The organism is Synechococcus sp. BSA11S (assembly GCF_014224355.1).
Classification (GTDB): domain Bacteria; phylum Cyanobacteriota; class Cyanobacteriia; order PCC-6307; family Cyanobiaceae; genus Regnicoccus_A.
This window is the reverse complement of sequence record NZ_VNWP01000024.1, coordinates 1-22,382: the sequence shown is the minus strand read 5'-3', so window position 1 is coordinate 22,382 and position 22,382 is coordinate 1. Positions and strand designations below refer to the sequence as shown.

The following is a 22,382-nucleotide window of genomic DNA, read 5'->3' as shown; positions in this document are numbered from 1 at the left end:
GTGCTCCGAACAGGGTCACAGACCGGCCCACCCATTGCCACAGCTGAGATCTGAGGGAGGTGAACCGTCAGCCCCGGCTACGCCGGGGCTGATCCTCCCGAGTTACACCACTCCATGGGACGCCGCTACCGTCTGGCCCTGGTTGAGGAGCTGCTCAGCGGTGCGCAGCTTGCGGATGATCTGTTCCGGGGTGTGGCGCTTGCGTTTCATGGGGCTTCTCCTGGCCAAGTCTGGCCGGTAGGGAAGCTCTCATAAGGACTGGTTCAGTTTCCGGGGTCCACGTCATGCCCGCCTGGCTGAACTGCGCCTGCTGCTGCCTGACCTGGTGCGTGGGTCCGGTTCAGCCATTACTCCTGTCTGTTGTCACAAAGTTTGAAAACCAGCTGGCTCATCGGCCCTTCTGCAGCTTCGTACCGCCCCCATCGTCCGTTGCTGTAGGCCGCAATGGTCAGGTCGTTGCAGTGGACGGCAACCTGCGAGGCTGAGCCTCTGGCATCAGCGATGCGGGTGCCGCTTGATGATTTCCGCCAAGAAGCCCAATCCACGCGAAGCGTGCCGAATGTCTGCCAGTCGCGCACCGGAGCCCGGTAGCTGTTGTCGATGCGGCCCATGCCCACCATGAGCGCTCCAATGGCCTTGCCGTCGTTGTCGAGGCGCTCCGCTTTGAGGGAATTGCTTCGGCGCCAGCGGACTGACACGCCGGTGCGGCACTCCTGCTCCGAGAGAGCGTCATTGCTGCAGACCTGCTGGTGGGCAGACAACTCACCGGGCCGCAGGGCACCGGAGGATTGAACTCGGCTGCGCTCGCCAGGAGTGACGACCCCCTGGCGCACCATGTCGTCGAGTGACTGATCAAACCTGCGGGGGCGGGTCTGGGGAACCGGGTCGAAGCCGGGAAGATCAGGCCAGCTCAGCCCGCCACTGCCAGTGGGCTTGAGCCCCAGCACCATGCGAGAGCGGGTAGGACGGGCCCGGGCCACCCTGATCTGACGGCCTTCCACCAGGCGGGCGGCCTCAAGACCAGGGTTGAGCCGAAGCAGGTCCTGGATACTGAGCCTGTAGCGCTGGGCCAGCTTCACGAGGTTGTCTCCGAAGCGCACCACACCAGTGCCCTCCACTGGGAGGGGCTCAATGCGGGGAGCCGAGCGGCGCAGCTCACTGGTGTCGAGGGAAGCAAGCTGCTTGGCCGCCGAGGCTTTCTGGGAAGGAAGCACCACCCAGTCACCCGGACTGAAGCCGTGGTCTTCATTGACATCGTTGAGCTTGGCCAGGGTGGTTTCCTGAACCCGCAACTGGCTGGCCAGCTCCGCAAGGGTGATGTCGGTGCGTACGCGCACCCAGAGCTTGTCGCCGAACGAACTTGGCAGACCCGGCGTCAGGGGTGTGTCTGGCGCCGCTGGCTCAACAGGTGTCATCAGCTCTGACGGAGGCTGCAACTGGGCAATCGCAGGGTCAGCCGTGAGCAGCACCAGTACGGCAGCAGTAACATCAGACCTGATGCTCAACCTTCAGGCTCTCATCGCTCTAGACACCTTTATCATTAGCACTTTCCGAAGCCTGCTGTCAGGTAGGGATGCCCCCGGTAGGCAATCCATTGGTGATAGCAGCAACTGAACCTGGCAGGCTACAGCAAAAATCCTGTGCTGATCAGATGGATGATGCCGCCCGCGAGCATTGGGAGAGAATCGCCGATGAGGTGTTCGATCGGGCATTGCAGAGGGCAGAGGCCAACGCGCCCAAAGCCAACGGCTCTGCTCATGAGGTGACAGTGACAGATGCACGCTTTGCCCGGTTGGCTGAACTGCAGGCCCAGCTTGAGGTGATTCTCCGCGAGCTGAGCCGATTGGAGCCTGGCAGCATTGAACATGAGACCGCAGTGCTGCTGCGCTACGAGCCGGCTCTCCGCGATGCACTGGCCCTGGGCGATGAACTGAGCGATGAACCGGGTGAACCTTGATCAGTTCAGCCCCGTGCAGTCTGCGGACATCAATCGACTATGTGGTTGGAATGACACGTGTTACTGCTTGCGCTTTGCGGTGAGGCGTCGTCTAGCTGAACCACCTCCTGCAGGGCGTTGGTTGTGTTCATCAGGAACTGGATGGAGAGTCGGCGGTGCTGAGGGAATCGGCTTGGGGTGACGATCCCCCGCCTGGGGGATGCCTCGTCTCCAATTGGTGGCCAAGATGACGGAATTGCACTTGCGCTACATGGCCCCAATCCTGTTGTTTGTCACCGGCGTGTTAGCCGGCCTAATCGCCGGTTTCGTCCTCAGCCGGGTGTTCATGCGTAGAAAAGCCGGGGATGGAGCAGGGGAACGTAAGCTGCTGGAGGAACGACTTCTAAAAGCGGACCAGGGACTGGAGCAATTCAGCCGTCAGCTGGAAGCACAAAGCGCTGAACTGAAGGTAACCCAGCAAGAGTCGCAAACGGCCCGGGAGCAGGCAGCGGTCAGCCGCACACAGTTGGAGGGCCTCGCGCAGGAACGGGACGACCTAAAATCACGCTATGCAGCGAATCAGTCGCTGCTTGAGCAACTCCGTGGTGAGAAAGAATCCCTAAGCACCCGGATTGCCGAGATTGCCGAACAGTTGCGATCCCAGGAAGGTCAAACCCATTTTTTAGAGCAAGCACGCGTTGATCTTCTAACCCAGTTCCGCTCGCTCAGCGGCCAGATGCTGGATGGCTCGCGGGAGGCATTACTTAAGAGCGCCAAGGAAACGGTGAGTGAACCGTTTGCCAAACAGGTGGAGCAGCTTCGGCGACAGGTGGAGTCCCTTCAGAAAGATTCCAGCGAGAAGCTCGGCGCGCTTGCGCAAACGACTTTGGACCTGCGTCAACGCAGCGAAGACGTGCAGGGGGCCGCTCAGCAGCTCACCTCGGCGTTGCGCTCCCCAAATGTGAAAGGCCAGTGGGGGGAGGTGAACCTACGGCGGATCCTTGAGTTTGTAGGACTGATCAGCTACTGCGACTTTGATGAACAGGTTCATGTGGGTACTGATGAGGGTGCTTATCGACCGGACTGTGTGATTACAATCCCGGGCTCAAGGCGGCTTATTGTGGATTCCAAGGCGCCTATCAAGAGCTATCTTGAGGCGTTGCAAGCTACAGATCAAGTGCAGCGAGAAGCGGCCCTGAGTGGACATCTCAAAAAGCTGCGAAGCCACATTGATCTGCTCAGCAAGAAGGACTACGCCGGCAAGCTCAGCGCCCTGGGCCAGGTAGTGGATGGAGTGGTGCTGTTCATCCCGATTGAAGGAGCCCTGTCAATGGCGCTGGAGCGCGACCCGCAGTTGCTGGAGTACGCTTTCAGCAAGAACATCATCCTCACCTTCCCCACTAGCCTGCTGGCGATCCTCAAGGGCCTGGCGATGACAATTCAGCAGGTGGAGATAGCTAGAAATATCGAAGAGTTCCAGAGTAATGCGGTGGAGCTGCACAAGCGGTTTCTTGTCTTTGTTAGTAAGTTCAATGGCATCGGCACCAACCTCTTGCGGTTGAATAAGAGTTTCAACGAAGCGGTCGGATCAGCGCAGGTGCGGCTGCTGCCGCAGGGCCGCCGGTTTGCCGAGTTAGCGGGTCAGGGAGGTGAGGTGAACCTTGCCGATACGATTGATGAGGTGGTGCGAGAGATTCAGTAGGGAGGCCCTAGACAACGCCTTTTATTGGACAGCTCTGGCCCCTGACATCGTTAACCCTGGACGGGAGGAACAGGGTTCGGCCTCAGTGGGAGCCCCTTTCAGGGGCGGTGCCCCGCCTCAGAGGTTAACGATGGGACCTGTCCAGAAAAGCCAGACCACCTCACTTACCTCCCCGCCAAGCTCCTGAAACAGGGCTTCTATGTCCCTCCACGGCAAGCTGCCGCTTACAGGCCGGGAGAAGATCAGCTCAAGGGTGCGCTGGTGCTTCCGCTTCATCCCACAATGGTACTGCCTCCTGGTACCAGATGCAGCCTCAGGTCAGCTGCTTGCTGGATACGGATAACGCTCAAGATCAGAAGTGGAGAGTCGCTTTGGCAATGGAGATTTCCTCCGCTCCCGTCTTCTGAATCTTGATGCTAGCCAGTCTGGCATTCATAGTCTTTACTTGCCTTCAGGATGAAGGCCGATGGCTGACGCGTCAGCGGGGTGCGATAATGTTCTTATCATAATTGATTACGAATGCTTCCGTTTCGTATGTACGCGCCTGTTAACTCAAGGTCGGTGGAATCTTTCGATTAGGGTCATTGCCGCTTATCTCTGGGCTAACTTGTTTATCTGTTCCGGTTTCCCGTTGACCATTTGTTCTTGCTTGACTGTGCTTTTCTTCAGGCGTTTGGACTTGATCACTCTTTCCAAAGTAATATCCAAGCACTAAGGTGATAATGGGTGGAATAACTGTTTTGCAAGCTTCAAAAATAGTCTTTCCAGCTTCTGAGCTTGATGGCGCCCAATAGTACATGGCCATAGAGAGTAAAAAAATCAATCCTAGTCCTGTAAGAACTACGGCAGCAAAACTTAGACGTTGAAATTCAAATCGTGCCTTCTCATCAACTTGCTGTCCTTGCGCTCTGTTAAAATAGAGAACAAAAACAACACATAACGCTATGGCTAGCAGGCCTCCAGAGAAATAGAATATTGAACTATGATTGCCTGCTGGGGTTGCCGCGGCATTTTGCCTGCTGATCTGTGCATATGCCAACGGACTCAGGTAAGCTGCAAGGAAAGCTAGGCCTGAGATGGGAATGATGCCTAGTCTTTTAAGGTGGTGGTTAGCTCTCATATTCTCAATTGTCAAGAGAAATTATTAGCGACATTAGCATGGATTAATGCGGGCCGCGTCCCTTTGCGTGGTGTAAATCCAGAGGCCCGGCTGCCCTGATCAGAGTGTGAACAGGGTGGAATGACGGGTTGTCATTCCCGAGGTGATGAATCGCCTCGTTCATTCACCTTGCACGGTCAGGAATGACCTGTCAAGCGATTCACTCCTGAGCCATCTGGTGGAGGACGCAGGCAGGGCTGATTCAAAGTCCGTCACAGGCGTCCTTGCCGGGGCTGTCAGCATGCGTTGAGGTCGGCGGAATCGCCTCCTCCTTGTGCTTGAAAGCGACTCTGCCGCAACCGATCTCGACCTGATCAGCTATCTGAGGTCGATCCCTGATGCACGGATGCGGCGCCGGGTTCGGTTTCCGGCCTGGTATCTGCTGCTGGTGGCCCTGCTCGGAATCCTCAGTGGATGCCAGAGCTTGCGGGATCTGGAGCGATTCGCCATCCGCCACCACGCCGTGCTTACCGAGGCGCTGAGCGTGGAGCTGCGGCGGCCGCCATCGGACTCCTCCTTCCGCTACTTCTTCCAGCAGGTGGACGTGGCAGCCCTGTGCGTTGCAATCCGTGACTGGACGATTGCCCAGATCCCTGGTGGTGCAGCCGATCTCGATCAGCTGGTGTGTGACGGCAAGATCTTGCGAGGGTCGATCGAGACCACAGCCGCAGGTGGCTCCGCGTTCATTGCCCAGGTCACGCTCTATTCGGCCGCTCTGGGTGTCGCGATCAGCCAGGCCTGCTACGCCACCGGCGAAAACCATGAGCGGGCGGTACTCCGGCAGCTTCTCGGCGAACTGGATCTGGAGGGCGTTCTCATACAGGCTGACGCGCTCCATACCCAGCGCCCGTTTTTCGGCAGCTCCAGGAGCAGGGGGCCGACTTCCTGCTGACAGTCAAAGCCAATCAAAAGACGCTGCACCGCCAGATCCGCAGCCAGTTCCAGGGAAAGCGGCACATCCCTTTCGTGGCAGGCGATCACGAGATCAGCCACGGCCGTGACATCACTTAGACGCTGCGGGCGAAACAGGCCCCTGCGCACATCACCGAGGCCTGGATCGGCACCAGCTGGATTGTGGAGGTGGTCGCCGACGGGACTCGTGACAGCAAGCCTTTTCGCGCCACTCACATGTTTCTGACCAGCCTGCGCACCACGCCAGAAGCCTTGCTGCGACTGGTGCGAGACCGCTGGAGCATTGAGGGCTGGCACTGGATTCGCGACACCCAGCTCCATGAGGATGCCCACCGCTACCGGGGTAATGGGGCCGGCGCGATGGCCACGCTGCGCACCGCAGCCCTGAACCTGTTGCGCCTGGCTGGGTTCCGGTCGATTCGATCTGGATTGCAGACCGTGATGCACGACATCAAGGCGCTGCTGGTCATGGCCAGGCGCCAACCAGAGCCAGCCGATCCAGCGTTGAGACTTTGAATCAGCCCTGAGGACGCAGGATTCAGCGCCCGCCCCCGGGCGCCAGCGCTCTGGCCCGCCCTGTGATGGGCGCGCCAGAGCGCTGGCTGGGGCCTGAGCTTCTGCTGTGGGCTATGGCATGGCTGGCGCCGGCTGATCGAGCTCCGGCAGCGCGTCGGCGCTGGGTGGGATGGCAGCCATCGAGTCGAGCGAGAACATGCGTCGGCCCTCCAGCTGCCAGTGCTCGTCCTGCTCCAGCAGCACCGCTCCCACCAATCGAGTGATCGCTGCATCGTTGGGGAAGATGCCCACCACCCGGGTGCGGCGCTTGATCTCCTCGTTGACGCGCTCCAGCAGGTTGGTGCTCCACAGCTTGCGCCAGTGGCTGGCGGGGAAATAGCGGAACGCCAGCAAGTCCTCGCGGGCGGTGGCCATGAGCTCAGCCGCTCTGGGGAACTTGCCGGTGAGCATGGCGGCCACCTGATCCCACTGCTCCTCCACGGTGGCGGCGCTCTGCTGCGTGAACACCGAGCGCAGAGCAGCCGCCACCATCTCCTGCTGGGCTTTCGGCACTGTCTGCAGGAGGTTGCGAGCGAAATGCACTCGGCAGCGCTGCCAGCTGCAGCCCTGGAACATGCGGCCCACCGCCTTGGTGAGACCCACGTGGGCATCGGAGACCACCAGCCGCACGCCAGCGAGGCCCCGCTGCTTGAGGCTGGTGAGGAACTCCCGCCAGAAGGGCTCGCTTTCGCTGTCGCCCACCTTGAGCCCCAGCAGTTCACGGCGCCCATCGGCGTTCACGCCCATGGCCACGACGACGGCACGGGAGCAGACCTGCAGCGTCTTGCCCAGTCGCCCGTGCAGTTACGTGGCATCATGGTAGAGGTAGGGGTAGCGGCTGCCATCGAGGGGCCGCTCCAGGAAGGCCTGGATCTGAGCGTCGAGGCCCTGGCAGATGCGGCTCACCTCCGAGCGGGAGATGCCGGCATCCGAGCCGATCGCCGCCACCAGGGCGTCGACCTTGCGGGTGGAGACGCCCTTGACCCAGGCTTCCATGATCACCGCGTACAGGGCCTGATCGATCCGCCTTCTGGGCTCCAGGATCGTCGGGAAGAAGCTGCCGGCGCGGAGTTTGGGAATCGACAGCGGGAGGTCGCCCACCTGGGTGGCGAGCAGGCGGGGCCGGCTGCCGTCGCGGTAGCCGCAGCGTTCATCAGTGCGCTCGTGCCGATCGGCACCGAGCACAGCGGCGACCTCGAGTTCGATCAGCTGCTGCAGGCCGTGGCGGGACAGCTCGGGGATCAGCTCCCCAGCCGTGCTGCCATCCAGTAGCGACGCCAGGGCGGAGGCGCCAGAATCTGTCTTGGGCATGGTTCGTCTGGTTGAGGTGGTTCTCAAACCAGGGAAGCGGGCCTGCCCACCCCTTGCAACGACAAGCGTCTGAGGAGCGGCCTGCCAGCCCCGGCTAAGCCGGGGCTGGGCACTCAGCTTTTACACCAACTGGTGGGACGCCACTCGGCTGATGCGCTGCCATGGACAGGAAGGCCCACAGCCGATCTCAGCTTGAAACTTTTAATAGGCCCTGGCCAAGGGAATGGTGTGCCTTCTGGCTCCCATCAGACATCACAATGAGCTCGAAACAGCTCGAATTCAGACCAATCACGGGTGATCATGACCCAACGAGCGCCAAGTAGGTTCACAACAACCTTCTCGAAGTGGGTCCGACCTGTAGACGGGCGTTGACCAGAGTTTCCCTTATTGGAAGTCGTCCTTCGCCTTGCGCGAAGATGCAAATGTAAAGATTTACAGCCAAGCATTGCAAGGTCCGCTGAGCTCCTATAAAAATAGAACGAATATAGATACTTATCAAAATTTGCAATTCATGAACATCCATAAGGTTTCTAGAATAGCTACATCTTTTTTTACTATTGGACTGCTGTCTCCAGCGTTATCAGGTTGCTTCCTTTTCACGCAACGCTCTGAACTAATTAAGGAGACCGAAAATCTCAGCAAGTCCCTTGAAACAGGAAGTGCAACTCTCATGGAATATTTTAATACTCTCAATACATTTGACCGTGAAGGCTTTAAGTTGATATTAAGCCTTAACAGCGACTGCCGCCTTGAAGCAGACTACGTGAGTGGGGATTGCCAATATTTTACTGATTTGCTGTCCGGGCGCTCACCTGGTGAAACTACGATCTACAAATCACCCTTGGAAATTTCACCGTATATATCAAACGAAGCTCTTAATGCTAGACTACAACTTTTAAGCCTGTTGTCCGTCTATGCCAAATCACTATCCATCTTGGCATCAGATGAATCCCCTGAGCAATTTAAAAAATCTATTTCCAATCTCCGGGCCGCTGGAATAAGCCTTAACGATCGTATCAAGAGCGCAGGAGATACTGGCGGGCAGCCTATTGCACTTAGCAGTAGTTCACTGGATGAGCGCTACCTCACGCCACTCAGTGAAATTATAGGCATCTTAGGGAAGATATATTTAAATGAATCAAAGTGGAGCGCTATCCGTTCTTTAGTCAACGAAGCGTCTCCTTATGTGGATACTATTCTTGCTTCGCTAGAAACAGATGTAGAATTAGCGGAAAGCGCCTACCGCGATATTGCGCAGGACAATGCAGGCGAACTCCTTGTTTACTATAACAAGAAGAAGAACCTCAGCGAAATGACAAGAGGCGAGAAAAAGCAAGTGCTTGATGCTTACGACCATTATAATACAATGCAATACAATCTTAAACAGATTAAGAACGAAGAAAACGAACTAGAGAGCAAGGCTGTGGGAAGCTTAATAACGCCAATTCGCAAAGCTCATGGCATGCTGGCCGGACTTGCAACTGGAAATGAATACGATTTAATCGCAGAAATACGCGCCCTCATTGCTACGTACGATACAGAGATACAAGAGATAAGAACTCTTATTCTTAAGTACGATGAGTGAATAGTGTAGCTTCACAGCACTCTTTACTTTCTTGATTCACCTTCTCTTCTCTCATGAAACCTTCCACCATGGCATCTTCTTCTTTGGAACAAACTACCGATCAGCTAGAGAAAAGTTTAATAAATGGACTTATCGAAGCAAGAGATAATGCGTATGAGCTTTTGAAGCTTGGACCTAGTGACTGTGGCCCAGGTGGTACAGATTGCTACACTGAAGAAAAACGGAATGAGGTCATAAAGCTTCGTCGAAGTCTGCACGGCAAAGTATCTTTATTCCTTCGCAATCAACTTAATAATAGATTGACAAGTAATGACTTGAAAGAAGCGGTAGATAAAATTACCGCAATAAATGAAGACCTCGGCCTTGCGGTCAAGAAGCAAAAAGGCGCAGTTGCCGCTGTTAACACACTAACTGAATCCGTAAAGCTTGCAGAAATGGTCCTGAGCAAAGTTTTGCCTCTAGCTTTTGGCCCATTTGCGTTGGCAAGCGTAAAATTTGGCTCCCAGCTTACAACAGGAACTTCCCCTGTAGCCCTGCCCCTATTTAGCGAAATTATCAAGACCATTAGCAATAATTTTGATGATATCGCAATTTCTGAGTCTGCTCGCCTTCAATTAACGTCATTACTTGATCGATTGAACTATTTGGACTTGCTAATCTCTTCTCTGCAGGTTGACTTGTCTCTGCCTTCAGTGCTATCTGCTGCACTCGAAGATCTGCTTTGCGAGCTAAATAATAATAATGTAAGGCGCATTGCAAACCGGGTAATTCTGGCTGATTTGGAGTATGCAGTTAGTGGAATCGAATATGTATTGCTTGTGGAGGGCTAGGTGTATTTCTGGGAAGATTGATTAGGGAGCCTTGGGAAAACTGAGCCCAATCGCGGGACAATGGCCATGTAATCACTGGCTAGGACTGGGGTGATGGGCGGCAAGCAGCTCGGCTTATCTGACTACGAGCAGACGACCGCCAAGAAGCAGACCAAGCGCGAGAAGTTCCTTGCGGAGATGGAGGTCGTTGTGCCCTGGGATTCCCTGATCGCGCTGATCGAGCCGCATTACCCCAAAACCAGCAAGAAGAGTGGGAGACCTCCGTACCCACTGACAACGACGCCGCGCATCCATCTGCTGCAGCAGTGATGCTCCCTCAGCGATCCCGCCATGGAAGACGCCCTGATCGAGGTGCCAACCATGCGCCGCTTTGCCGGCATCGATCTGGTCAGCGACCGGATCCCTGATGAGACCACGATCCTGACCTTTCGCCACCTGCTGGAGAAGCATGGGCTGGGCGAGCGGATCTTTGAGACCGTCAAAGCCAACCTCAGTGCGCGGGGGATGGCGATGCGCCAAGGCACGATCGTGGATGCCACGTTGATCGCGGCGCCCAGCTCCACCAAGAACAAGGAGGGGAAGCGGGATCCTGAGATGCACCAGACCAAGAAGGGCAACCAGTGGTACCACGGAATGAAGATCCACGCGGGTGTGGACAAGGGCTCCGGCTTGATCCACTCCGTCGTCACCACGGCCGCCAACGTGCATGACCTCACCCCAGCCGCTGAGCTGCTGCACGGGGAGGAGGAGGAGGTGGTCTACGCCGACGCTGGATACCAGGGAATCGCGAAGAGGCCGGAGATGGCAGGCAGGTCAACGGAGTTTCGAGTGGCCATGCGACCCGGCAAGCGCCGAGCACTGCCCGATACGCCAGACGGGAAGCTGCAGGATCTGGTGGAGACAGCCAAGGCCCACATCCGCGCCAAAGGTGAGCATCCGTTCCGTGTGATCAAGCAGCAGTTCGGCTTTCAGAAGACCAGGCTGCGGGGAATGGTGAAAAACCGCTGCAAGGTGAACGTGCTGGCAGCACTGACGAATCTGTTCCTGGCGCGGCGTCAGTTGCTTGCAACACCGTGATCAGGGGCGTGGTGTGGCCGAATGAGGCCATTCACGGGTGCAAGGCAGCGAAAAATGGGCATAAGATCACCTTGATCGGGCACAGATCAATCCCTGAGCCCATCCGGAGGAGCAATCCGGCTCAGTCCGATCCTAGGAGCCGCTCAAGCCCTCGTTGCTCAGAGCTTCCCTGACTTGGCCATTAAAAACTTAATGGGATTTTGCGTCGATCAGAGGTTCAAGGCATTACGTGTAATTGGCCCCACGACGCCGTCGGGCAAGAGCTGTCGAGAATTCTGGAATGCAACCACAGCAGAACGGGTGTCGTCACCGAAGATCCCGTCAATGGGACCAGGGTTGAAGCCCAGCTCACTCAATCGCTTCTGAAGTACGAGGACAGCGGGTCCACGAAGACCGAAGGGAAGAACCTTCTCCCCCTCTTCGGTGCCGACAACAGCCGGCAAACCCAACTTGCTGCGAACTTCACTCCGAAGTTGATCCAGTCGGTCGTAGAGCCAGTTGCCAGGGCACTGGGTAACACTGAAGTCCCGATGACCACGGATATTGCTCGGGGCAATATTGCATGATGAACACAGGGAGGCGCTGAGCTCAACAAGACTGTCCCATTGATCCTGCTCCATCTGCTCCTGGTCAAAATCACCTTCGTTCTCAATGCCAGGAGAGCTGTTACCTCCAGCCAGCTTGCCTTGGTCTTGACGAGCATGCGCAGATTGGACGCAGAACCCGCTGATGGCCGCTTCAAGAGAGCCGTGGCGTCCTTCCAGCAAGAAACCTCCCTTGGTATTCAGAAAGTTGTGCCCCGAATCTGACCATCCCCGCTGCGGCCCCATATGAAAGGCCTGGATCTGGCGCGCTGCTTTCTTGGCGCCATCCAAAGTCCCCTGAGATGCGTTACGCGGTTTGAACGTATGGTGAATCACAACATACTTGGGAATCGTGCGATCGAATGGAGCATTGAGGGGAGAGGAAGCGCCCCATTCTGCTGCGCTGATCACTTTTGCGGTGAACGGCATGCGTTGCTGTCGCGTGGAAGGTCTGCCGAAAGCTAGCCAGCCGCCTGTCATGATTAACACCACTCCATGAAGTGCAATCTTCTGTTGTCAGTCTTAGCATTTCTTTGCTGCTTTCTGTGCTGGCTGCGACAAGACTGATGGTCGGCCTCAAGATTCCCTACGGGAGTCCAGGCGGGAATTCCTCCAGATAGATAATGATCTTAATTGTGTTGGACTTCTGGAGCCATCCATCAAGGAGTTACCCATGGAAACCGGCATTGTCACCTTTAGCAGCCGCCATTTTGTCAACAAGCCAGTCTTGGCGGATGTTGAGTTTCTTCCTGAGCTTCGGAAAATTGAATCCTTTGCGATAGCAAATGATCTCACAATCTTTGTGACTAGTTCGGCCCGGCGACAGGGTGTGCCGGTCAGCGGTGCGATCGTGCGACCTGCCAGTCGCTCCAATCATCTCGTTGGCCATGCCATCGACATGAACATCCGGCATGCTGGAGGCTTCTTCAATGGCGATGCTCTAGCTGCTGTCGGTTCATTGCCGGCTCAGATCCGCAGCTTCATCAACAGCATCCGAAATGATGCAACACTTCGCTGGGGGGGAGACTTTGATGATCCTGTTCATATCGATGATGGCCTTAATCTGCGGCAGCCTAGTGTATGGGATCAGAAGTATGCACTGATCCAGGCAGATCTCAATGGGTTGATTGATCCCATCGGCGATCCAGTGCAGCCACGTTCATTGTTCCTTACGCAGCCGTTCATGCGTGGTCAGGACGTGGTTGCTGTCCAGCGAAAATTGATCGACCTGGGTTTCAAGATAGTGGATGATGGTATCTTCGGGCCGGCTACTGATGAAGCTATAACAGAGTTTCAGGCTAGCAAAAATCTTACTGCAGATGGAATTGTCGGGCAGCGAACCCGAGCCGCCCTTGGCCTTTGAACACCAGCCCGTTAACACAACTTCATTCGGCACTTCAAACCATGGCGATTCAACACACCACTTTGATGCTCAATGATGGGATCTTTATTCCCCAGCTCAAGGATGAAGTCAAGCAGCTACAGTCCCTACTGAAAGGATTGGGGCTTCTGCGCGACGCTCCGGGCGCACCTGCGGTTGATGGCCTCTTCGGTAGTATGACGGCCGAGGCGGTAAGGCAGTTTCAGGGCCGACGTGCCCTTGAAGTCGACGGGATTGTGGGCCCTCGGACCTGGGCCAGTTTACTGGGTGTTGATGTCGATGAGATTGAGGTCTTGCCCCGGCCAGGAATTACGTTTGGGGGGAAGTTCCCTACAAGCCGAGGAGCCACTGCACTCAAAGCGCACCTTGATGAGATTCAGCGGCGTGGCTATGAGCCCATGATCAAGGAATCAGCGGCGAAGTTCGGCTTTCAACCATCCTTGATCGGTGGTATCGGTTCCAGGGAGTCCTTCTGGGGACTTATTCTCAATCCCCCGGGTCCAGGAGGCACTGGAGACAACGGCCATGGTCGAGGCCTGATGCAGATTGATGATGGAGCATTCCCTGATTGGATTGCGACTGGCCAATGGAGAGATCCTGAAACGAATATACGCTTTGGCTGTCAAGTGTTGGCCGGTAATCGTCGTTTCTTTGAACCAAAGCTCTCCGGTGCAGGTAGCCTCCTGGTCAGAGCCACGGTGGCTGGATACAACGCCGGGCCTGGCAATGTCATCGCGGCGATCCGTGCCGGTCGTGATCCTGACTTTCCCACCACGGGTCGTGATTATTCAAGAGATGTACTGGATCGAGCTGGTTGGTTTCAGCAGTTTGCAAATTGGGATTAGTCTCTTGACTGCCTGTTCCTGGCTGAGCGGCTGCCTTTTAGCAGGGTTTCTCGGTATCCCCGATGTCGCCTTCTCCTGTTCTCTGAAACGCGATCAGCATCCCGAAGCCGCCTCCGCTGCTCGTTACTATCCAAACATCCGATGGCACGTGAGTTCAGTGGTTTGGGGTGATTTTTCCTGCCGGGGATTACCGCAAGCTGCGCTTGCCGGGGAGACCGCGGGAGTGATGCACGTCGCCATATTCAGGACAGGCCCCCGTCTACCGCCCGACGTGCTCGAGTTTTCGGTTCCCCTGCGTTCACCCACATCCAGCCAGCTACAGGTGATACCACTGAAACGGTTGGCCCGCATGGCTAGGCTTGCTGCGGGTGGCTTTCCTGATGGTTTGCGCCCACAAGCTCCATGCGATGCTATTCGAATCGACGACAGTGAGGTTGATGCTGCCTATATTTATTGGAATTACAATAGCAAACGCTTCAGCTCTTGGCAGAACTAGTAAGACCCTGTCTGCCATGAACGACCAACCGTTGCATCGATGCAGCTTATCGGTAATTCGTTTGGTGTGCACAAACCATCTCTCCTCTCGAGCTCCATCTCACTAGTAGTTCCGGCCATTGATGGCCCCAGTCTTGTCTCTGCTCCCCTCTCTCTTCCCCGTCCTATGGCAAACCTCCAGCAAGGTGAACAGGGTCCAGCAGTGGGGGCCCTCCAGAACCAGTTGATCCAGCTTGGCTTTCTGTTCGGCGTGGTCGATGAAGACTTTGGCCCCGCCACAGCCCAAGCGGTGCGGGATTTCCAGCGGAGGGTGCCACTCAGGCCCGATGCCATCGTGGGTTCCCGTACCGCAGCGGCACTCAGCCAGGCCCTCGGTTCGTCCCCGCCCTTCCCCACCAGTCCCTTCCGCCAGCTACGACAGGATGCGGCCGCCTCTGGCGCCAACGACGACAAACTTCCAGGCCTGGATCGTGGATTCAACACTTCTCCTTTCCAGGATCAGCTACCTGGCTTCGCTAACGCTCTCTCAGCCACTCCTGATGCTGTAACCACACTGTCCTACCCCGTCTCCCCTGCCACGTTTCAGCCCTATCCAACCATCGGCCAAATACCCCAGGTCCTGGAAGGCCGTGACGGACGGGGTGGCCTCGAGTTCCTCAGTGATGAGGTGGCACAGGCCTGCGTGGCCGTGGGCGGCTTCCAGCAAGGTAGCCCCCTGCGCGTGCGCTGGTATGGCCGTCAGGCCTCGGGCTTAAATGTGCAGTTCTGGAGTGCCACGAAATTCGCGGCCGCCCTCCAGCTGATCTGCCAGGCGAACCGTCTGCAGCCGACCCTACCCATCGACCGTTGTGATGTGGTGGGAGAACGAAGTGGCGCTTCGCGCCGGGAATCGTTTGGCGACCTGTTCACCGAAATGGTGAGCTACAGCAAGGGCGTGCCGCACTCCAACGCAGTGGCCTGGATGCTCAAGCAGATTCGTTCGCCTGGCCAGCCCGACCTGCAGAGCTGGCTGCGTAGTATCACCGGCAATGCAGCCTTGCGCTTGAATGGGCCCTACGGGGAAGGGGCCTATCTGATCGGCGCCCGTCTGGTGGGTCCGGCCGGCATACTGGTACCCCACCTCGACCTTGAGCGGACCCGCAACATCCTCTCCGCCTACGACCTCACTCGCCTGCTGACGATGCTTGGCTGGCACCGGCACCTCTCCACGGACCAACAGCTTCCCGGAGCCCAGTGGTCCAGCCTGACCACTGCAATCCGCTCCCTCGCCCACGACACCGCCCGCTACGTCGACATCGCCATAGAACGGCTCGGTCTGATCAACCAGGTCCAGGCTCCCGTGGTGCTCTCCAAGCTGGGATTCGGTACCACCGCCCCCGGTTTCCCCGAAGCCCCAGCCCTCACTTACGCTGCATTCGCTCAGTTCATCGACACCCGCTCCACCCCCGGACGCCAGCGCAGTGTCGCCTTGGTCCTGCGCATCCCAACGGGGCAGGGAGACGGGCCTCGACATGATGCGCGCATGGCCACGGAGGTCACTGAAATCCTGCGGCGCCTCTTCGCCGAGGAGTTCCGTTGAGCTCAGAGCCAGGACTGGCTTATCGGAGAATTCGATCCACAGACATTACTCGTTATCGCCAGATCCTGGCAGCCCCCTTCGATCCAAGCTGCGGATTCTTTATGCACTTTACGCCAATACAAGCAGTTGGTCTGTTTTGTGCTGGACAGCACACCTGCTGGCGGATTTATTGTTCTTGGATTCACGATGTCCATAAGCTATCCAGCTTTTCTCAGATCGGATCACGGTGGGATTCCGCAGGTTCTCTCTCTAACCCACTCCGCCTCAGCACATAATCAAGCAGCCGGCTGTCGTTCATGAGTTCCGCATGGCTGGGTACTGGATCAAGACGCACAGTCTCGGTGGCCTCAGGCACCGGGTCGGAGGAGTCGGTGATCAGCACCGATTGCACGAACCCAGCTTCCCCACCGAGAGATTCAGTGGTTTCGCTGTGGCTGGCGATGGGGATGTAGTTGCCGTATGAGGGATTAAGCTAGCTCCCTGTTGCTAAAGTGGCAGCGATTAGCCGATTATTTCCAATGCTTAAAGCATTGCGCTCGTGCTCTCCACTTCTTTTTGTGCTGGCAATTGGCGCGCCTGCTCACGCCGGGATGCTAGGGCGCGTAGAAGACTCAACCCTGGCGTGCTTAGAATATCAAAGCAAGATAAATTGCGACAAGGCCAAAGGTTCGGCGACTCTTCTCGAAGAGTATGCACGAGCTGCCGGGAAAGCAAGATGTGCTTCCATTGCTAAGGGTTTGTCTTATCTTGTCGGAGTTCAGTCAATTACATCAGACTCTGAATCAAGGACAGATCTGATGAAGGTTCTCGGAACCACCAAGAAAGACTGTGCTGGGCTTTAGCCATAGAGAAAGCCAAGCACCAACCTGGGCGACGCGGCCTGTCGTCATGGTCGTTGTCGTTTGAGCCCCCAGGTGGATGGTTCAGTCCGAGCGAACTTCTTTGCGGACAGTGGGGGGCCGTGGCTAGTACGTTTGATGCCTGCGGCTGCCGGTGTTTGGTCAGACGAAAGAAAATCGCGGCCTGCGGCGCATCCTGCTGTGGGGGCTTGAGAGGGTGAACGGAGAGTGGTCGCTGATGAGCACGGGCCACAACCTGCTCAAGTTGTTCCGATTCAGCTGGGCGGTGACATAAAGGGCACCCTGGCCCCCGGCGGGAGCCACCGGGGGCTGGGTCACGGTGGAAGCGAAGGACGTTACGGCCATTGGGCTACTGGAGCCAGCCGTCCATTGAGAGGCGAGTGGTTCTTTCGTAATATCGCGTAGAGTAGTGCTCAGTGGATCCCAGCCGCTGGCGACCTCACAGACAATTGTCAGCTGAACAACCTGGTGGGACTACACAGCTAGGCATCAGCCTGCGCCGTCTACTTCGACCACCCTGCTGGTGCTACTGGGGGTGGTCCCAGCGGACTGAACCATGCCCATCGCCTATCGCGACCTGTGCCGCTGCACCTTCTGCCGTGTGTACTCCTTCCCCTCGTCCGTCTTCAGCCAGCAGGCACGGCACATCTCACGGTCACCCAGCATCTTCCTCCCGCAGGCGCAGGTCGGTACAGGCTCCAGTACTCCGCGCTTCCTCGCACGCCAGCGGCGCTTCCTCTCGGTGTCAGGGTTGGGCATCAGTCCTGCTCCACAGACACGAACGCCGGTTCGTTCTCAAGTGCCCGCTGTTGACAGATTGCCCGCTGGGCGCTGGTCATCGGCACATACCGGGCTGCAAACTCCCACACGCCCAACTCATCCATCTCGTCTGCCAGACGTTCAGCGATGGCTACCAGATCCTCGGCGGGCATGGCGCGAACTTCACTTGCCCCAGCCCAACCAGCAAGAGCTGATGGACACCGTGCGCACCCTCTGGTGGCATCAAGGACGGCCTGCTCCAGGAAGAATGCCTCTTGGCGAGTGGCAAACGTAAACTCGATATGCATATCTCCATACTCACCACCGCTTTGCGTTATTCGTGTTTCAAGATTAAAAGCGATGCCAGGCTTGGAGCAGCCCGGATGGTTAGCAAGGTCAAAGACGTAAAAGCTACATTCGCGCTGACTGCTGTAGTGTCCAGTGCTGGTTAAAGCATACTCAACCGAGTCGCCCCCCGTAATGCCTTCGCGGATCTCAACTCCACCACGATGCAACGCCTTGTAGACAGTTACAATCGAGATGTCGTAGTCGTCGCTTATGGAGTAGGTGTTTTCACCCGCTGCATACCTGGAGCACACCTCGGCCTCTTGAACGCTATCCAGACTGCGCTGAGATTCACCCATTGCGCGAATTGGGACACCTTGACGCTTAAGCACCCTATAGATCGTACCGGGCGTCACTCCATAGTCCTTGCCAATCTGAGTTGCATTTGCGCCTGCTGCATACTGAGCGCCGATCTTTTTCTCTTGATCTTCGGTGAATGATCGTAGCGATTCGCCCGCAGGGCGGATGGGCACATCGAATGCAGCAAGAACCTTCATTATAGAGTTAGCGGAAACTCCGTATTCATCACCCAACTCGGTTGTGCTTTTGCCTTCTTTATAGTAGGAGCAGATTTGTGCCGCATGTTCAGAGATGAGCTTGTCTATAAGCTCGGTTTTCGGGCGCAGCGAGAAGCCGTGGCGTTCAAGTATTCTACCTATTGTTTTGCGTGATAGTTGAAATTCGTTGGCCAACTCCATAGTACCCTCGCCAGCCAGATAGCGGCGGGCAATCTCCTGCTCTTGTTCACTGCCAAATCTGTTGAGGGCGCGCATCGAGACGCCATGGCGCCTAAGAACTTTGCCGATTGCTTCACGGCCTACTGAATAGTCTTTGCTAAGTCTGATACTGCTCTCGCCTGCTTGATAGCGAGAGCAAATTTCAGCCTCCTGCTTGCTGCTCAGTTTACCCTGGACTTCCTTCTGCGAGCGTACTGGGATGCCATGACGCCGAAGACAATCTGTTATGACTCCATGCTTTACGCCAAATTCTTTGCCGAGCCCGCTTGCGCTTTCGCCGTTCTGGTAGCGACTGCATACATCTGCCTCTTGCTGATCATCAAATATACGCGAGTAATCGCCCACTATACGCCGTTCTATCCCACGGCGCTTGAGGACTTGGCTAATTGTTCCGTTTGATACGCCGAACTCTTGACCAAGCCTAATCGTTGTCTCACCATCCGCGTATCTACGAGCAATTTCCAGTTCTTGGTCTTCGGTGAAGCTTCGCTTGGCTTCGGATATACCACGTATCTTTACCCCGTTACGCTTAAGTATGCCGCGGACAGTTGGGCAGCTCACCCTGAACGCATCTGCCAGTACCACTTGATTTTCGCCTGCCTGATACCTGCGAGCGATCTCCTGCTCTTGTTCATCTGTGAATCTTCGTGCGGCCATGATCTTGTTGCGGTGTGGTGTGTAAGAAACGTTGGAGCCCGCCTTCAGCCCACCAAGCCGATGGACTGCCTGGCGATGCGGCAACTGTCCCGCTGATGTACTGAACGTAACCCCTGCGTGGACCCATGGGCATCCCCCTTATGGGGGAGCCTGATCTGTCCATCCACGGGTTACATTGGAGCTGTATCCCGTCCTGGAACACCTCGGCGACCTCATTCAAGATCTGGAGCTTGCTGCTGAGCAGGAAGGTTGATGACCTAGAGCCGCCAGTCCTCGCCAAGCCTTCGTTCTGGCCAAGCCAATTCGTCTTGTCAGTTTGCCGTGCATAGAGGTAGTGACTGTCCCGAAGACGTGCTCAACCCTTGCCCGCACGCTCGATCGCACCTTGTTGCGTTCCTTGGCCTCCTCGCTCAAGGGATGGCAACGCGTACCCTTCTCATGAATTCGGCTCTCAAAACCAGCCACTTCCAGTAGATCTTCATACCGCGCGCCGGCGTAGCCGGAATCAGCCCAGACGAAGTCATCCCAGTTCTCAGGATCTAGAACCTGCGAGATCATCTGGCTTTCGTGAATATTGGCTGGGGTAATGGCGTATCTGCGGATGAAGCCGTGAGTGGCGTCAATGCAGATGCTGTTCTTGTACCCGGAGTGGCTGATGCCGTTCTTTTTGACCCATCGAGCGTCAAGATCCCTCTGCCGCAGGCGCTCTGGCTTGTCGGCCCATCCATCTGGCAGCTGCCCGCGCTTGATGGATTCGTTCTCAGGTCGTGAGTTTCGCTGTTTAGGAACAGGGACCAGCGTGGCATCGAAGATCTGTCCACCGCGGGCCTCCAGGCCCTGGGACCGCAGGTGCTCCTCAAACCGTTCAAAAAGGTCATCGATGACACCCGCCTTGCGGAGCCGCTCGCGGAAGAACGCAATGGTGGTGGCATCGGGAATGCTGTTCATCACTCCAAGTCCGATAAACTCCTCAAATGAGCGTCTGTCGTTGACTTGGAATTCCAGCTCCTCATTGCTGAAGTTGAACAGTTGCTGAAGCACCAGCATCTTGAAGAGGATGAGCGGATCAATCCGCTTCCGGCCAGCATTGCTCTTACGTTTATGGCTGTAACCCTACTCCAGCAGCGGCCTGAATGCCTCCCAGGGAATCGCCTCGGATAAGGTCGCTAACGTGGGCTTCTTCTGCTGAAGCCTGTGAATGCGCTTCTCCTCATCCCAGAATCCACGCTGTCCCATTCAGCAATGTTGAACTGAACTAATTCTATTGCCTATTTCACGGGATGGCAGGGAGCGGCATAGATTTTTCGAGGTGCCCTAATGTCATTTAATCTGCTCGGGTCAAGGGTGAACTAGCCAGTGAGGCGATGCATGATTTCTGGATGCAGCCACTGTGAAATGATTCTCACTTACGCTGAAGGTTAGTATCTTGCCGACATCTGCAGCATGCAAGGTGCAGGCATCCGTGTCGCTGATGTATCTGCCTTTGTGCGGCCCGCCTAGCACTTCTACCTCAGCATACCATTTGTCATGACCCAAAACAAACCCCCCCAGATTGTAGGAGACAGTCATATCAGGGTCGGTAGTTGTTCCTGGCATGACATTCTTCCATGTATGAGATTCGGCGGGTGAAGTGCCATACATATGGTTAATCGTTATGTAAGCGGCATAGGCAAAGTTGTTTGTCACTTGTACGGACGAACTGCTGTTGTGGCTCATTGATGCCTCCGCTGTGTTTGTGCCCGGCACGCACGTCGACACTAACAAGAGCATAGGCAAAAGCAACTCAGCTGTCATGAGGCTGTCTTTTTGGTTTACAACTGTACTCATTTGGTGGGCGACACGCTCAGCAATCACCCAGCCATCAACTCATGGACATCACAAGCCTTGATGACGTCCCTGAGGAAGTCTAGTTTTTCTTGATAGCCCCCCATCTTTAACCTCTGAAGATGGCTGCAGCCCCTGATACCCCCGAGGCACCATCCGCTTCGCTGTGTTCTTCTCCAGTTCCCTGGGGGACGGCATCGAGATTGTTGAGGCCCTCGATGAGGCCCATGCTGCCGACATCACCCAGGCCCAGTTCCCGGACGCCCGGCTGAAGGTGTTGCCGGCATCCGCTATCGAGGGCAAGGATCGGCACCGCCTGTTCTTTCGCTGGCTGGACGAGCTGTAGCGCCTTGGTGCTCCCCCCGGTTTCAGGAAAGATGTCACCCCTCTGATCCGTACACCCGGGGGCTTGAGGACATGACCAATGCGCCGATACAGCGAGGCCGTCAAGGCTGATGTGAGAAGGCGGATGAGCCCGCCGCAACGCCAGAGCGTGGCCCGGATTTCAGAAGAGCTGGGCATCCACGTGATCACCCTCTACAAATGGAGGAAGACCTGGCGGTTACAGGGGGAGGTGGTGCCGGCATCCGAGAAGGAACCAGAAGGCTGGAGTGCTGCCGATAAGTTCACGGTGGTGCTGGAGACGGCAGGGCTGAACGCCACCGAGCTCAGTGCCTACTGCCGTGAGCGGGGCCTGTTCCCTGAGCAGGTGAACCGTTGGCGGCAGGCAGCCCAGGATGCCAACGCCAAGCCGGTGCTGACGATGGCCGAGCAGAAGGAGCTCGAAAGGCTCCGGGCCCAGGACCAGCGGGAGATCAAGGCTCTCAAGAAGGAGCTGCAGCGCAAGGAAAAGGCCATGGCGGAGATGGCGGCCTTGCTGGTGCTGCGAAAAAAGTGGGATGCCTTCTGCTCGGAGGACGAGGAAGGCTGACGAGCGCCGCGCACCGGCGGAAGGTGATCGAGCTGATCGGCGAGGCCAATGCCGCTGGCGCCGGCCTGGTGAGCGCCTGTCGTGAGATCGGCATCTGCCTGCGCACCCTCAAGCGCTGGCGAAAGGCCTTTCTGGGTGATGGGGACGGCAAGGACCGCCGTAAAGGAAGTCCTCGCCTGGTTGTTCACCGGAGCGGCGTCCCATGGAGTGGTGTAACTCGGGAGGATCAGCCCCGGCGTAGCCGGGGCTGACGGTTCACCTCCCTCAGATCTCAGCTGTGGCAATGGGTGGGCCGGTCTGTGACCCTGTTCGGAGCAC

Annotated in this window: 18 protein-coding genes and 4 pseudogenes; 15 read left to right on the top strand and 7 right to left on the bottom strand. The window is 56.7% G+C overall.

Annotated features, from left to right (window positions below):
- Positions 1-347: 347 nt before the first annotated feature.
- Positions 348-1,505 carry a LysM domain-containing protein gene (locus FPZ61_RS15690; protein WP_255441661.1) on the bottom strand — a complete coding sequence of 386 codons (1,158 nt, stop codon included), beginning with the start codon at positions 1,503-1,505 and terminating at the stop codon, positions 348-350.
- Between the two features lie 146 nt (positions 1,506-1,651).
- On the opposite strand from FPZ61_RS15690, the gene FPZ61_RS14270 reads away from it, so the two are divergent.
- Positions 1,652-1,957: a hypothetical protein gene (locus tag FPZ61_RS14270; protein ID WP_185467269.1), complete on the top strand. Its 306-nt coding sequence runs from the start codon at positions 1,652-1,654 to the stop codon at positions 1,955-1,957.
- Positions 1,958-2,183: 226 nt separating this feature from the next.
- A complete protein-coding gene (gene rmuC / locus FPZ61_RS14265) occupies positions 2,184-3,638 on the top strand; it encodes a DNA recombination protein RmuC (protein ID WP_255441664.1) in 1,455 nt (484 codons plus the stop codon).
- Between the two features lie 547 nt (positions 3,639-4,185).
- On the opposite strand, the gene FPZ61_RS14260 is transcribed toward rmuC, so the two are convergent.
- Positions 4,186-4,773, bottom strand: coding sequence for a hypothetical protein (locus FPZ61_RS14260; RefSeq protein ID WP_185474876.1), 588 nt, complete (start codon positions 4,771-4,773; stop codon positions 4,186-4,188).
- Positions 4,774-5,071: 298 nt separating this feature from the next.
- Here FPZ61_RS14260 and FPZ61_RS14255 point away from each other — a divergent pair, with 298 nt between their 5' ends.
- Positions 5,072-5,689, top strand: a complete 618-nt coding sequence (locus FPZ61_RS14255; protein ID WP_370593476.1) for an ISAs1 family transposase — start codon at positions 5,072-5,074, stop codon at positions 5,687-5,689.
- A 182-nt stretch (positions 5,690-5,871) separates the two neighbouring features.
- A complete protein-coding gene (locus tag FPZ61_RS14250) occupies positions 5,872-6,225 on the top strand; it encodes a hypothetical protein (protein WP_255441660.1) in 354 nt (117 codons plus the stop codon).
- 111 nt (positions 6,226-6,336) lie between these two features.
- Here FPZ61_RS14250 and FPZ61_RS14245 read toward each other — a convergent pair.
- Positions 6,337-7,575, bottom strand: a pseudogene (locus FPZ61_RS14245) (IS256 family transposase).
- Between the two features lie 406 nt (positions 7,576-7,981).
- Here FPZ61_RS14245 and FPZ61_RS14240 point away from each other — a divergent pair.
- From FPZ61_RS14240 to FPZ61_RS14230, 3 genes and pseudogenes are all read left to right on the top strand, one after another.
- Positions 7,982-9,160, top strand: coding sequence for a hypothetical protein (locus tag FPZ61_RS14240; protein ID WP_185467266.1), 1,179 nt, complete (start codon positions 7,982-7,984; stop codon positions 9,158-9,160).
- Between the two features lie 53 nt (positions 9,161-9,213).
- Positions 9,214-9,990 (top strand): hypothetical protein, encoded by a 777-nt coding sequence (locus tag FPZ61_RS14235; RefSeq protein ID WP_185467265.1) that lies wholly within the window; start codon positions 9,214-9,216, stop codon positions 9,988-9,990.
- A 93-nt stretch (positions 9,991-10,083) separates the two neighbouring features.
- Positions 10,084-11,067: pseudogene (locus FPZ61_RS14230) on the top strand (IS5 family transposase).
- A 209-nt stretch (positions 11,068-11,276) separates the two neighbouring features.
- On the opposite strand, the gene FPZ61_RS14225 reads toward FPZ61_RS14230, so the two are convergent.
- On the bottom strand, positions 11,277-12,080 hold the full coding sequence (locus tag FPZ61_RS14225) for an N-acetylmuramoyl-L-alanine amidase (protein ID WP_185467264.1): 804 nt from the start codon (positions 12,078-12,080) through the stop codon (positions 11,277-11,279).
- A gap of 244 nt (positions 12,081-12,324) precedes the next feature.
- On the opposite strand from FPZ61_RS14225, the gene FPZ61_RS14220 reads away from it, so the two are divergent.
- The 5 genes and pseudogenes from FPZ61_RS14220 to FPZ61_RS14200 form a co-directional block, all read left to right on the top strand.
- Positions 12,325-13,014, top strand: a complete 690-nt coding sequence (locus FPZ61_RS14220) for a peptidoglycan-binding protein (RefSeq protein WP_185467263.1) — start codon at positions 12,325-12,327, stop codon at positions 13,012-13,014.
- A gap of 41 nt (positions 13,015-13,055) precedes the next feature.
- Positions 13,056-13,877, top strand: coding sequence for a peptidoglycan-binding protein (locus FPZ61_RS14215; RefSeq protein WP_185467262.1), 822 nt, complete (start codon positions 13,056-13,058; stop codon positions 13,875-13,877).
- Complete coding sequence (locus FPZ61_RS14210; protein WP_185474877.1) at positions 13,828-14,373, top strand: hypothetical protein; 546 nt, start codon at positions 13,828-13,830, stop codon at positions 14,371-14,373. The genes FPZ61_RS14215 and FPZ61_RS14210 overlap by 50 nt, the downstream gene beginning before the upstream one ends.
- A 39-nt stretch (positions 14,374-14,412) precedes the next feature.
- Entirely contained in the window at positions 14,413-15,951 is a 1,539-nt protein-coding gene (locus tag FPZ61_RS14205) for a peptidoglycan-binding protein (protein WP_370594295.1), read from the top strand.
- A 990-nt stretch (positions 15,952-16,941) separates the two neighbouring features.
- A pseudogene (locus FPZ61_RS14200) lies at positions 16,942-17,085 on the top strand (transposase); the annotation flags it as partial.
- Between the two features lie 484 nt (positions 17,086-17,569).
- Here FPZ61_RS14200 and FPZ61_RS14195 read toward each other — a convergent pair.
- From FPZ61_RS14195 to FPZ61_RS14185, 3 genes and pseudogenes are all read right to left on the bottom strand, one after another.
- Entirely contained in the window at positions 17,570-19,393 is a 1,824-nt protein-coding gene (locus FPZ61_RS14195; RefSeq protein WP_185467259.1) for a hypothetical protein, read from the bottom strand.
- A gap of 132 nt (positions 19,394-19,525) precedes the next feature.
- Positions 19,526-20,401 (bottom strand): annotated as a pseudogene (locus FPZ61_RS14190) (IS5 family transposase); the annotation flags it as partial.
- A 246-nt stretch (positions 20,402-20,647) separates the two neighbouring features.
- Positions 20,648-21,163, bottom strand: coding sequence for a hypothetical protein (locus FPZ61_RS14185; protein WP_185467258.1), 516 nt, complete (start codon positions 21,161-21,163; stop codon positions 20,648-20,650).
- Positions 21,164-21,299: 136 nt separating this feature from the next.
- On the opposite strand from FPZ61_RS14185, the gene FPZ61_RS14180 reads away from it, so the two are divergent.
- The 3 genes from FPZ61_RS14180 (at position 21,300) to FPZ61_RS14170 (ending at position 22,315) form a co-directional block, all read left to right on the top strand.
- Entirely contained in the window at positions 21,300-21,479 is a 180-nt protein-coding gene (locus FPZ61_RS14180) for a hypothetical protein (RefSeq protein WP_185467257.1), read from the top strand.
- A gap of 123 nt (positions 21,480-21,602) precedes the next feature.
- Positions 21,603-22,064, top strand: coding sequence for a helix-turn-helix domain-containing protein (locus tag FPZ61_RS14175; protein ID WP_255441659.1), 462 nt, complete (start codon positions 21,603-21,605; stop codon positions 22,062-22,064).
- A 23-nt stretch (positions 22,065-22,087) separates the two neighbouring features.
- Positions 22,088-22,315 (top strand): helix-turn-helix domain-containing protein, encoded by a 228-nt coding sequence (locus tag FPZ61_RS14170; protein ID WP_185467255.1) that lies wholly within the window; start codon positions 22,088-22,090, stop codon positions 22,313-22,315.
- The last annotated feature ends 67 nt before the right edge of the window (positions 22,316-22,382 follow it).